Genomic DNA, 12860 nt, shown 5'->3' on the forward strand with positions numbered 1-12860 from the left:
CCCTTACGGAGAAAAGCTCTTCTCCGTATCTTGGACTTCATTGTTAACCGCCGGTTTAACCGAAGGTCTACGGACAGGAGGAAGCTTTCGTCTAGGCTTGTAGGGCGTTCCGCTAGTGGTCGGTCTAGGAGTAACCGTAGGCTTCGGAGCAGGAGGTTCGCTCACCGCTGCTGGCTTTTCTTCGCGCGCTTCAGCAGGCTTCTCATTGAGACCTGGACGTCTAACTTTTGGCCGAACCGGACGTGCGACTGGTCTGCGTCCGGAACCACTACTGGATCCAGCTGACGATAGGCCAGATAGGCTCGGACGATTGACCTTTGGAGTGGCGCCACGCCTTGCCTTGCGAAATGCATTGGTAGGCGGCACCGGCAACTCTTTAGCCGCTTCACGACCACCAAACAAAGTGACCTTGCCCGATCTCACATCAGGTGCCAACCAAGCTTCAACCAAGCTACGCATAATGGTGTAACGGTGTTTGTCTTCATCGTTTTGCACAGCGTGCTCGAGAACTTGCTTCTCCCCGATACCGATCACAAAGTCCTTCGCTCTAGTCCACGCTGTATAAACCAATGATTTCTTAGCCATTCCCATGTGCATGTCAGAGAATGGCAACAGCACGAACTTGTACTGGCTACCCTGAGATTTGTGACTGGTGATGGCATATGACATTGTAAGAGTTCGCCACTGAGACGACGAAATCTCAATGCGACGACCGTTATCAAGCTCCATCTCAACGAGTGATTTAGCAGGGTTATCTGGATCTTGGCGATGGCCCACCAACACGCCGTTATCTCCGTTCACAACATCCAAAGCTTCATTGTTATCCAAGATCATGACCCGGTCACCGATGCGAGGCATCGGGATCTTTGCATTATCCGGGTGAACCTCAGGCATACCGGGAATGGCGGCCCCTTCCGGATTGAGAAATTCTGATAGCGCTTTGTTTACTTCATATGTGCCGCCATGACCCGGACCCTGCGGACAAATAACCGCCACATCTTTTAGAATATCCACGCTAGGAATATGCTTGAGCTGAGAGCCATAAATTTGAAGGACGTTTTCTGTGATCTCTCGGCTTTCGCAATCAACAAAGCCAACGCCTCCCTTTATCCCTTCAGAGAAATCTGGCACTTCGCCATTATTGATCACGTGAGAGTCAGTGATGATCTTTGAGTCCTTATCCTGACGATATACGTTAACCAAACGCCCAACTGGGATAGCAGCCTGACCATCTATGTTGATTTCCATGAGATCAGAGATCACGCGACCAACACCCACTGATGGCAGCTGGTTCGGATCACCCTGCAAGATGAGCCTGCCACTGATCGGCATAGCATTCAGCAGGGCCGCAAGAAGCTCGTTATCCATCATGGAAACTTCGTCGACGATAACCACACAGTTTTCTGGCAATGGGTTCGACTTATTCCGGGTGTAGATAGAAGTGCCATCAGCACCTTCCCGCATCCCAAGCAGTCTATGGACAGTCTGAGCTTTGACCCCTGTCGTTTCTTCAGCCCGGGTAGCCGCCTTACCTGTCGGAGCCGTCACGATAATCTCGGAAACCTCAACCAATCTAGAAGCCTTAATGACGGCATCTGTGATGGTCGACTTACCAGTACCGGGACCACCAGTGATGATCGATATAGGATGCTGCACTGCGACTTTGACGGCCGCACGCTGATACTCATCGAGTATGGAACCTTCCAGAACAGTAGCGCAGGCAGCTTCCACCTTAGCAGGATCATTCCTGCGCCCTTTCCGGATCATATTTATGATGTTTTGAGCGGCCGATACTTCGTGCCCCAAGGAAGCCTTCCTCAGAACCACATCGTGCTCATAGCCAGGAAAAGAAGCCACATAGAGCTTGGAGTTCGGATCACTGTTAATCTTGGAGCGGAGAACATCGCTGACAAGATCTGATTCCAGGCTGAGCTTGTCGCAGACCTCTTCCACAGCTCCGGGCAGGGCAACAGATGATGAGCCTTGGTTTTCAGCTATCCGAAGGTGGTGAACCAAGGCTCCGATAATGCGTCTTTCATCCTGCTCTGAGATACCAAGCTGTTTGGCCAAGCGGTCTGCGACTTCAAAGTCGATGGTCGGAACATCCAAAATTTCATAAGGGTTCGACTTGAGTGTTGGAAGAGCCTTCTCTCGAAACTTGGACATGACCTGATCAATCGACTTCTCATCGAGATCGGCACCTTTCATAAGGTCCACAGCTTCACGGCCAGAAAGCTTCATCGCAAACCGTTCACGTAGAGCGAGGTAATCCTTACCCCGATCCTCTACAGGTATCACTCCAGCGAATGTGCTATAGATGATATCGAAGAAGCCATCCATATCATCGATGATTGCATCAATTGTTTTTTCTTGGTGCTCTTCGATAAACTTTGCCAGGTTCTCACGGCGGCTTGGTGCGTGGCCAACGTTGAGCTGACGGCGCAAGTAAGCCCATATCCCTTGGGTGGTTTTCGGAACTCCAGGGCGGATATTGCGAGCATTCAAGACATGTTGAACTTGGCCCTTATATTCAGAGGTATTCCATACGCCTTCGGCATCAAAGGCATCGCCTTCTTCAAGCGCACCAAGAAATCCGCCCAAACGAGCGGTTTCAAGCTTACCGGTATCTTCGTCTTCGTAGTCGATCAAAACGAAGCTTCTAGATCCCGGTCGGCCTTGTTTTAGAACTTTCTTGACGATTCCAGTAACTGTCGTCATTACGGCGAGCCTTGTTTTTATTTCATTTATTCACTGCGCAGTGAATATGCGCTAATCACTAAATAAGTGTACCGCTGCATAAAACGCTCGCAATTGAGTAATAAATTTGTCATTGATAATGTTTGCTTGATAATTCTCAAAAGAAGATTGCGATATAAACCAAGGCTGCAAACGACAGATGCGGTCCCCAAGGCACCATGACAACGCCTTTCTTCCAACGAAGCCATCCGGAATGCACGGCAAATATAAGCGCCGCAAGGATGAGGTAATTGAAAATATGAAACACCCCTATCCAAGCACCCATCAGAGCCAGGAACGCCACGTCACCTCCAGAATATGCGTCCACTCCCGACCTTTTCTCATAGTACCAAAATACAAGTGATACGGTCGCACCGCCTAACATGGCTCCCAAGACTCTCAGAAGGATTTCGGTTTCAAATGGAGAAAGAAGAAGCCCCATCCACATAAGCGGCGTCGTAATGACTGCGGGAATCCAATGATGTTTTATGTCGAGGCCGGTGATGACGAACATGCAGGACGCCAGTAGACAGAAAGAAGCCACCTCTCCCATTGTTGAGAACCAAAGCGATGAAGCGGCAAACAATAATCCGAGAGTAGCTTCTGTCAGCGGATACACCCATGGTACTGAGCCTTTGCAGATCCTGCATCTTCCCAAGCTTACTAGCCATCCTAGGATTGGTATGAGATCAATTGGGCTCAGAACTCTAGAACAATTATTGCAGCTCGATCTTGGTGTAGAGATCGTGTAATTTTCTTTGGGGTTTTCTATCCACCCCATTTGGTGGGGAAGCCTGTCAATGCACACTCCCCCAAAGGAGGCTATGATTGCACCCAGGAGGAATAACATCGCTGCCGTAAATAGAGGAAAATCAGAATGCGTAGACGATATCAGATCGCCTGATTGCTGAGTAAAGTTGACTATAAATTGAAACATCCGGGCGCCTTAATCTATTAATTGATCAGCTAGCGCCAGGAAATGAACACCTAGTTTAGGAATCGGCCTCGAGGGCTTTCAATGCGATATGCATACCGATGTCATCGATCTCGGTGTTCTCTAGATCATATTTTTGAACCCATCTGCCAAATCGTTCAATTACGGAGTCCAGAACATATCCTTCACCGTCGAAGCATTTTCTAAGCATGTGAGCTAGCGGCATATAGAGGACACTTGGTGTAGACACCAATACATCCACGATCCGGAAACCGATCAGTGCCTCGGGATCCTTTGCCATCCGAATATCGAATGCAGCGTGACCCTTCGCAGCCACCACAACAGGTGTCCACTCCTCAGATGCTGCTATTAATAGCGCTGGGAGCATTCCTTCCGAGCTGGTAACGAAATCAGACTCGACTTCAACACCAAACGAAAACAACTGACGATCTCGTTTTAGGGCGTCGAGGTACGTATCAATCATGCGCTCCAAATGCAGAACCCGCTTTGTAGAAGACATGTTCAGCTGAAACGGCTGGGCACGAGAAGGTAAGCGCACCGGTTTGGTGACAGCCATGGGCGGCACAGGAGCATCCTCTACTTCCTCAATCTGTTCCCGAACCTCGTCCAGATCGACATCATCTCGCTCGATCTCTTTGAGGATCTCATCCTCAAGTGCTCGGTCATCTCTCGGAGAGCTGACCTGCAATGCTTCCTTAGTCCCTCTCAGCTTAGCCTGAGACCCTGTTACAGTTCCTGGCTCGTATGGTGAGGAACCGGGCACTGTCTTCGCTAAGAACGCCTGTATCTGACCTACAGTGACACCTCCGTCCAGTTGCAGGCCATCAGCTGCATCCTCAACTGAGGACATACCAATGAGAGGAAGGTCTCCGTCCTCTAGGCTTACTACCGACGTCCCCGAGGTTATCTGATTCCCAATAAGCGCTACGGCTCCAAGAGCTACCCCCTCCGAAGCTAACATTTCCAAAGCTGCCTCGGCCACCTCATCAATATCTTCGCTCGCCCCATCCTCATGGAAGATACAGCATGCATCTGGATCAAACTTGGATGTGGGAGGTGTGATATAAAGGAATAAAGCTAGGGCTCCTGGCTTCAGAACGATGCAACCGCCAGCAACCGGCTTGTTCTGGAAAATTATGAAATCATCGGACGTGACATCCTGAAGCCTCCACAGAATATCTTTTTGCGCCTGAATGCGGAGCTTTGGCTTAGCCGGTACGATACGTGCCATTAATCACCTCTAATCTTTAACCATGAATATATTCTCAAAGGATAACTGGTGATTAAACAAAGAGGCTTCTACAATGTCAGACCTGTCAGACTACCATCCATTTCTCATCTGGTGCGCCTACCTGCACAAGCGCGGACTAGCTGACTTCAGAAAAAACGATGTCATCATGAACGACTATGGCGCCCGACGCTTTACGGTCGGTGTGGAAGTCGCAAAAGACGCCGGGTTGCCCGTTGTTGGTCTCAATGTACATGACGCAAAGGTTTTCCGGGAGTTTAACTGGAACACGGCCGGGATGGTTCTCGGACAAAAACGAAAGGACTGGATCGCCTTTGCCGCAAGGGATGTGCGCCATCGCGAAAGCATCGAGCCAGATCCTGTCCCTCTACGCCTATGGGTTCCCTATCCGCAGGGTGTGTTCGATGTATGGCTGGAAACACAGCCAGAGCGGATCAACATCAAGCGTGTAAAAAATGGAAAAGGGAGCACTCCCCAATTTGAGAAGGCTCCCTTTTTGTCGCTCCCCTTGAACATCAAGAACAAATGGGAAGACTTGGAGAAAAGCTTGGCTTGATTAGCCCAGGCCGACCGCCAACTTGTACATATCAAGGATAGCTTCTTCCTCTGCACGGTCATCAGGGTCTTGCTTGCGCAGTTTCAAGAGGGCAGCAAACGCCTTCATGTCGTAACCACGACCCTTAACTTCAGCCTTTACCTCCTTGATTTCATCTACTTTTTCCTGCTTTTCTTCCTCGAGGTTTTCGATGCGCTCCAGGAATGCAATCAGTTCATCGCCATTTTCAATCGACATGTGTTATATCCTCTTAACATGAATTTTGTTCTTGCTTACTAGCAATACTTTTCGCAGCAAGCAAGAACATTTTCATGGATAGCCAGGATTATTTTTTACCCCGGGAAGCCCGGACGCGGCGAGCTCCCAGGCTCGTTCTTGTAGTCGTCCGGCTCCAGGTCCTGACCGATGCTTGGGCCATCCATGTCCTTCTGAGGCGCCTGTGGCGTGATTGCCGACATAATCTGGCTTAGAAAGCCAGCGAACGTAAAGCTTTCCACGTTTTCACGCGCAACGAACTTCTTGGGGTCACGCTCATTGATAGAACCTTCATCAAACCCTTCAGTCGCTTTCAAATTTGTCATTCTCTAAATCCCTTCAATATCTCTTTACTTAGAAGACGTATCTAATCTTAGGAAAGACATGTATAAAAAGTTGCAACATATAAGATGCTAGACCTTTCTTCGAAAACACTTAGCGGATGGCTTGAGAGTCTTCCTGATGACATCAAAGCGGCTGTAGAGTCTGATCTCCCGGACGATGACGGCAGTATCTCTGCGTTCGCTAAGCTTGTGCATGATGCAGATGCCAGTGATCTAAAAGAGATCCTAGAAAGCCATGAGGACGTTATCGAGCAGCTGGGACGTGCAGGCCGCATCCGCTTGGCTTCGCATATCTCTAACCGGGTATACCCGTACCAAGTCCGCATCTTTCACGAAATTATGAATGAAGTCGATGACGAGGACGAAACCGGCGGCAAGAGCAAGGTCCAGGAATTATTCCTGGAAGACCTTAAAGCCCTCAATGAGGCCATTGCCGCGAGAGTTTACTCTAACAGCTTAGATTCGGAGGCACTCGAAACTCTGAGAGCTGCTGCCTATGAAACTGAGCCGCTTCCAGGACTTAATTAATATCTGTTTTCCCAAATTTCATTCATCAGAACATATATCAATAACAATTAATTCGAATAATAGGATAATTTCTATGAGAACCGCAATTACCTCTAGTGTAGCCGCAGGGATGCTCCTATTGGCGACACCTCTAGCTGCGCAGGAAGAACGCCTAGCTCAGATAAACTTCGTCAAAGGCGATAATAGTGGCGCGCTATCGGTGGCTGAAGGTCTCTACGGTAGGTCCTCCATTCTGGAGACAGCAATTCTTGATGTCGACGACGATGGGAATGCAGAAATCGCTGTTAAATTCACGGAAAGCTGCAAGAGCGGCGTCTGTGCAATGTCCATTCTCAAATTTAATGAGGCTGAATGGAAGCCAGTTATTGAAGACATTGCTAGCTCTTTAAGCCTAAGTAATACGACACTAGACGGTTATAAGACAGTATATTCCGGTTCAGCTTCTAAATGGGAGTGGACAGGTTCCCGGTATTTCCCGAAGCCAATTGTCGATATTTGGTCATACGATTTGGCGTCTGAAAACGTTACAGACATTGAACTTAGAAGCTCGGCGCTTTCAGGATTGACAGAGGCATCAAAAGTTACCCTTCCTGATTTTTCAACCGGAAAACTTTCCATAATTTCATCTCAATCGCAATTTGATTGTTTTCAGGTAAGCATCTGCCCCGCTGTTGTCATGCTAGACGACAAGAGCTTGGGTAGATTGTCTTCCCAAGGTGGCACTCTCGGAGTGTCTGAAGACGCCCTTTTTACCATCGATAAGGATGGATACTCGAAATATGCAACTTCGGGGCAATCTCTAAAAAGGATTGATATAAAACGAGCTGGGACTCGTATTACGGGGTACCAAAAATGAAGAATAAGGTTTCAACAATAGTTTTAGTATCCGGGCTCATAGCCTTAGGTAACCCTTCTTATGCATCTTACCTAGAGCACGTTCGGGGACAAGAAGGCGGGAATTATGACCAGTTCAATATTTTAGGGGAAAGTTCTGCTTTGGGAGCATACCAGTTTCTTTGCGGAACAGCAGAAGATCTAGGGTATATCCGTAGAAACGGGAGCAGTTGTGACTGGAATACAGTATCCTTCACCGACCGCGCTAGAGCTCATGGTGTTAATGATCTCAACTCTTTCAGATACGGACAATCAGCTATTAGCGTGCAAGACCAGATGATGTTTGATTTCACCCAAAGGAACTGGAGACATATTGAAAACAATGGCGGCATCAATGCTGTTGGTCGTGTCGTTAACGGTGTCACTATCAACGAGGCCTCTCTCCTTACCGGCGCACACTTCATGGGCGCAGGAGCTCTAAATGAATGGGCACGCGGAGGTCTTACTCTCGAAGCATTGAGAAATCACAGTGGTCTCCAGGCCATCATGAACGCTAATAGCTCGTATCCTACGGTTGAGGCGCTCCATGCGTACCTAATCAATAGAATGGCGGCCGGAGCTGATGCGGATGTTAGCCAGATCATTAACGGGGAAATGACACCCGGTGGCGGCACCTATGTTGAAGAGTCTATTATGTCCTGTTCTACTGAGGTCGCAGACGAGATGGGTCGTCGAGATGAAGAGTATGTACAAGCTATGGTCGCAGCCGCCCAAGATACTGCATTGGGATATTCACAGCCAGATATGAACTTTAGCGAAATGTCATGTATTGATTTTGCTTTCGCTGGAGGACTCGACGTTTTCTTCTCTACGCCATCACTTGCCGATATTGCCAGTCAAGCAACCGATATGGCCTGCGATACAATCAATAGCCATATTGCAGAAGCTACTGGCTCCCTACAAGGCGCTATGGGCGAAGCCGCGTCCTTTCTGTCATCTGACGGCGTCGATTTTGGTCCATTTGGGAACTATTTCGGAGTGCAAGTCCAACCTAGTGACTCATGGTCAGTCAGAACGGGATCCGGTGGCGTAAGTACTCCAGGAATCAACGTTGGCGGAACTGGAGGTGGGCTAGGATCTGCCGGTGGCACCTTCAACCCGGGTGGGGAACAAGCCACCATCGATTATCTAACAAATCTATTTGAAGAAAGTGGTGAGTTTTAATATGAAAAAGATTACCAAAATTTCGAGTATGCTCGTACTTTCAACCGCATTGAGCCTTACTGCCACCTCACCCGCCCACGCTCTTTTCGGGGGTGGATTTAGCAGTGCGGCAATCGTCGCGGCAGTAAACAAGGTAAAAGACTCCGTCCTAGGGGGTTTTAACACACTGAACATGACAAACATCATGGGCTTTGGTCAAATGACGCAGAACAGTCAAACTGAGATCGCGGCTGAAGCGAGAATGCGCGAAGCAGAACAGAGCTTAGATCGCATGCGACGCATCGATGAGCAGAAAATCAGAGCGAGAGATCGGTCTGCTAACACTCGAATGGACTGTGTTATCGAAACCAGATCACGATACATCCAGGGTGATGTTCAAAATGACACCATCATCTCAGCCGAAACTAAAGACGCAATGAAACAGATGGCGGCGATTAAGCTTGGTATGCAATTGGATGCTTCTGGAGCGCCAAAGCGGGCAGACAACCCAGAAGAAAAGGCAACCCATACAGTTGTAAACCTAGAAGGTCTGATTTCCCAATCCGGACCTGACGCTTTGCTCGCGTCGGAAACTGTGATGTTGGACTCCCCTTCAATTAACGATGATAACCGTCAAGCGTATAGAGAAGCTTGCGCAGCCTTTGCTCAAGTTTCAGACGGGTCAGTTCGGGACAACCTTGAATGGGCGGGTCAGTCTGAAAATGCGGATTCATCAACAACGAAGCTCGGAATATTCTCAGACCAAATGAGGGGGTCCCTCGCGCAAAAGACCTTCTTGGATGCCTGTATCAGAAATGACCCGAAAGTTTTCAGAGACTCATCTCCTGATTTGCATGGAAAATATCTAGCCAGAGCTAACGAAATTGATCAATTCAATGGCCTTGCGGATGGCGGGATAAGCCTGAACGAGGCTCGCAGAATTCGCGGTTTCGAATGGATCATGAAGCCTGAGGAATTGGATAACCTTGGTTCGGATGCTGCCTACTTGAAGCAGCTCATTCTTCTTACCGGATCGCAGAACGTGCAGAATAATGAATTGCAGGAAACGCTGGACAAAACGAACATGCTCCTGAGTGGCGTACTTATGTCTGTAAACGAACAAGCGGTACTGACACGAAAGCTTCTTGAGAAGTAACATGGTAAAATCACTTTTTGTCATAGAGGCGCCGGGGAAGATTAAATCCCTCGGCGCCATTCTTGACCGAATTGGTCTTGATGCGCGCGTGCAGGCTACTTCAGGTCACCTTTATGAGCTTCCAGAAGACCTTCGTGACGTTGGCTTAGACAAAAAGCTTATAGAGACCAAACGTACCGCAAAGAATGACAAGGTTATCTATTACCTTCGCAAAGAAGCTAAAGAAGCAGAGCAAGTATTCATAGCGACCGATGCAGATGCTGAAGGCGACGTAATTGCATGGGATACGTATGAACTGATCAAGGATATCCATCCTGATGTTATGCGGGTCAAGCTAAAGGGCATGGATCCTGAAAGCATTGAAGCATCGCTCAATGAAGCACGCCCCATCCGCAAAGAAGACGCCATTCCAGGCCGCACGAGAGCTATCGTCGATAGATTGATAGGACACACCTTCTCGAAAGATGGCGTGGGTGTCGGCAGGGTTGCGACAGGCCTTTTGGGTCTCATTCACCACTCACAAGGCAACATCTCAACCATGAAGGTTCGCCTTACCGCTCCTTCTAGGGACGGCACTGAGCCATGGGTAGCCCATTTCCATGTAAACAAGAAGGTCGACGAGCAAACAGCTGAGAAACTTGTAACCCTTCATTTCCCTGCTCTCGACATGAAAGCGAAGGCCCCCTCTTCCAACAAACTCATGCATATGGGCGAAGTGATGGTGAGGGCTGGTGATGAGCTAGGCATGACCCCTAACGAGACTGCGACAAGCATGCAGCGTATGTATGAGAGCGGACAGATGTCTTATCCCCGCTCTAGTGCTAAAGGGGTAAGTAAGGGTGCCAGCAGTCGCCTAGCACGCATGATCAAGAAGACAGGCTTCCGAGGAAAAGCAGAAAGGCTTGCTGAAAAGGAAGAGACTGAGGTTCACGACGCCCCCTACCCTATTGGTGACGTAGACGTATCCAAGGATCCTAGAAAACTCGGTGACGATCACGGCGTTCGAACGATGGTTGCACGAGAGTTCGTGAAGAGTTCTGTCTCAAGAGAACGCCAGCTTGCAGCGTCCAAGAAAATTTATGATTTCCTGAAGTCTGAGGGCTTCAGCGATACTGTGGCAGAGTACATCTCCAAACTTCAATGGACCAGAGAGATTGGCCCTCGTTTCCCCGGAGAGAAGTCCTTCCAAGAAAGCGGTATAGAGCGCCGTATGCCTGAAACGGTCCTGCTGGAGAAAGCCGTAAAGATCGGTCTCGGCCGCCCAAGTACGTGGTCCAAGCATATCGATAACTTCATGTCGCGCGGGCTATGCGATGAGGACCTCAATCTTACCGAAAAAGGGAAAGAATGGGTGGCGAAGTCGCCGCCAGAGCTTTTGGATCCTAGGGTATCGAAAGCAATTGAAGCTGCATGTGAAAGAGTTCTTCCCGGCATGATGGATGCAGACGGTCAGGAGCCTTGGAGTGTACTTGCGGAAAAGATTGTAGCGGGCGCCCTGCCCGAGAAGCTGTCAGGTCCCATGATGTCAGTGCTCGAGGAGCACGTTCCGGGTACGCCAACCAATTCTTATGCAGAGGACGTTCTTCGTGCGGATCCGGCACCAGAAACGCCGGACCCAGAGAATGTGCAGACTTCGACCTTTAAGCCGAAAGAAGCCTCTTAGAACTCTAGTTTGTTCTTCTCTTTATAGAGCTTCCACATTTCTTCCATGATAGCGGCATGGGTCAGCCCGACGGAGGCTGATTTGTGTGCGATCAGCTCTTCATAGGTTGATGTGGAAATACGAGCCCGGAAGACAGTCGTGGTGACCGGAGCCTTGGGAGCTGCACGTTGCTTCCCATACCCCTCAGGTAGATTGGTGATGTTTCCCACCCGTTCTTCATCAGCATCATCCTTTGGACGGCTACGAAGAGGCTCCATCGCCTTGTCTTTCTTGTAGTTCTGTAAGCCTCCGATGAGGTCGTTATCTTCAGCTGAGTTTGCTTTTGCTGTCATTTTGCTCGGTGCCTCTTCTTATGCTGCTTCTTCAACGTGGAGCACGTCGAGAAGTCTGTTATATATTGCGTCAGCAAATCTACCAGCCTCCGCAATAGCGTTCGCAAGCGAGGAGTGCGCTGGCATCTCACGCAAGCTGTTGCCCCGTGCATGAAGTGCGGAATAGTGAACACGACGAGATAGATATGGCGTGACAACATCCTCACCGCTTTGCTCAGTCAGAAACTTGACCACCTGTCGTTCTTCTTTGCTCGCGACGTGAGAGGTCTGGGTAATGACGAAGCTTCGAGGAATGGGCCGGTTCAAAGCCTCTTCTTCCAGCTCGATAACTTCACGGGCAGTAGCCACAGTATCGGTATCAAGCACCATTGGGCGAGTGACCAACATGACCAGATCAGCCTTAGCCATCGCTCTTGAGTTCACCAAGGAACGTCCGCCCTGGAGGTCGACTATGACAATGGTCCCGTCCTGATCATATTTTTTGATAGTGCTCATGATCGTACTGTCTTGGCGATCCACGACGACTTTGATGTTGTCAGGTACGTTTGTGGAAAGATCCTTCCATCGCTTGATGTGCTCATTTGCGTCAGCATCAATTAGAACGATGTTGATCCCTCTGTGGGCGAGTTCTGTCGCCAATAGAAGACAGGTCGTGGTTTTACCCACGCCCCCTTTTGGGGTCGAAGCAACGATGACCGGCATACTGCTCTCCTTATTGCCTGTAGTTTTTGTTCTTTTGTTTTCCTCACTATCTCAGCAGCTGAGTCATCGATCAAGGGAAAGTAGTCGTCACGTGTCATTTTTGTGGGGGATATGTGCCACTTAGTTCACCACTGGACTACGGAACTGACACCATACGGCCACATGATGACTACATCATGCCTACAAATATCCTACAAACCCGGAAGCTTCAGGGACGATAGAGGCAAGTAATCATTTCACTGTTGCTCAAGCCGATTTCATGTCCCGGGGCTCTGTGACCACTGGGTGCCGACAAGATGACTACCCGTCGACCACAGAACTCTCACAGATAGACTACTGAAGTGATA

13 protein-coding genes are annotated in these 12860 nt (G+C 49.2%); 6 read left to right on the forward strand and 7 right to left on the reverse strand.

The window, feature by feature from the left end; all coding sequences use genetic code 11:
• Positions 1–3 precede the first annotated feature (3 nt).
• From J7392_RS02695 to J7392_RS02705, 3 genes are all read right to left on the reverse strand, one after another.
• Positions 4–2718 (reverse strand): AAA family ATPase, encoded by a 2715-nt coding sequence (locus J7392_RS02695; protein WP_209216055.1) that lies wholly within the window; start codon positions 2716–2718, stop codon positions 4–6.
• A 136-nt stretch (positions 2719–2854) separates the two neighbouring features.
• Positions 2855–3673: an A24 family peptidase gene (locus J7392_RS24425; RefSeq protein ID WP_209216056.1), complete on the reverse strand. Its 819-nt coding sequence runs from the start codon at positions 3671–3673 to the stop codon at positions 2855–2857.
• Between the two features lie 55 nt (positions 3674–3728).
• Complete coding sequence (locus J7392_RS02705; protein WP_209216057.1) at positions 3729–4922, reverse strand: hypothetical protein; 1194 nt, start codon at positions 4920–4922, stop codon at positions 3729–3731.
• A 73-nt stretch (positions 4923–4995) separates the two neighbouring features.
• On the opposite strand from J7392_RS02705, the gene J7392_RS02710 reads away from it, so the two are divergent.
• Positions 4996–5496 (forward strand): hypothetical protein, encoded by a 501-nt coding sequence (locus tag J7392_RS02710; protein WP_209216058.1) that lies wholly within the window; start codon positions 4996–4998, stop codon positions 5494–5496.
• On the opposite strand, the gene J7392_RS02715 is transcribed toward J7392_RS02710, so the two are convergent.
• Both J7392_RS02715 and J7392_RS02720 read right to left on the reverse strand, forming a co-directional pair.
• Positions 5497–5733, reverse strand: a complete 237-nt coding sequence (locus tag J7392_RS02715; RefSeq protein WP_209216059.1) for a GapR family DNA-binding domain-containing protein — start codon at positions 5731–5733, stop codon at positions 5497–5499. It lies immediately after the preceding gene.
• Positions 5734–5828: 95 nt separating this feature from the next.
• Positions 5829–6077, reverse strand: coding sequence for a hypothetical protein (locus J7392_RS02720; protein WP_209216060.1), 249 nt, complete (start codon positions 6075–6077; stop codon positions 5829–5831).
• Between the two features lie 84 nt (positions 6078–6161).
• On the opposite strand from J7392_RS02720, the gene J7392_RS02725 reads away from it, so the two are divergent.
• The 5 genes from J7392_RS02725 (at position 6162) to J7392_RS02745 (ending at position 11479) form a co-directional block, all read left to right on the forward strand.
• A complete protein-coding gene (locus J7392_RS02725; RefSeq protein ID WP_209216061.1) occupies positions 6162–6623 on the forward strand; it encodes a hypothetical protein in 462 nt (153 codons plus the stop codon).
• 73 nt (positions 6624–6696) lie between these two features.
• A complete protein-coding gene (locus tag J7392_RS02730; protein ID WP_209216062.1) occupies positions 6697–7479 on the forward strand; it encodes a hypothetical protein in 783 nt (260 codons plus the stop codon).
• Positions 7476–8681 carry a hypothetical protein gene (locus tag J7392_RS02735; protein WP_209216063.1) on the forward strand — a complete coding sequence of 402 codons (1206 nt, stop codon included), beginning with the start codon at positions 7476–7478 and terminating at the stop codon, positions 8679–8681. The genes J7392_RS02730 and J7392_RS02735 overlap by 4 nt, the downstream gene beginning before the upstream one ends.
• A 1-nt stretch (position 8682) precedes the next feature.
• On the forward strand, positions 8683–9816 hold the full coding sequence (locus J7392_RS02740; protein WP_209216064.1) for a hypothetical protein: 1134 nt from the start codon (positions 8683–8685) through the stop codon (positions 9814–9816).
• Between the two features lies 1 nt (position 9817).
• Positions 9818–11479: a DNA topoisomerase gene (locus J7392_RS02745; protein WP_209216065.1), complete on the forward strand. Its 1662-nt coding sequence runs from the start codon at positions 9818–9820 to the stop codon at positions 11477–11479.
• Here the strand turns inward: J7392_RS02745 and J7392_RS02750 are convergent.
• Positions 11476–11811 carry a hypothetical protein gene (locus J7392_RS02750; RefSeq protein ID WP_209216066.1) on the reverse strand — a complete coding sequence of 112 codons (336 nt, stop codon included), beginning with the start codon at positions 11809–11811 and terminating at the stop codon, positions 11476–11478. The genes J7392_RS02745 and J7392_RS02750 overlap by 4 nt on opposite strands.
• 18 nt (positions 11812–11829) lie before the next feature.
• A complete protein-coding gene (locus tag J7392_RS02755; protein ID WP_209216067.1) occupies positions 11830–12513 on the reverse strand; it encodes a ParA family protein in 684 nt (227 codons plus the stop codon).
• Positions 12514–12860: the final 347 nt, after the last annotated feature.

Source organism: Sulfitobacter sp. R18_1 (genome assembly GCF_017743915.1).
GTDB classification, from domain to species: Bacteria; Pseudomonadota; Alphaproteobacteria; order Rhodobacterales; family Rhodobacteraceae; genus Sulfitobacter; species Sulfitobacter faviae.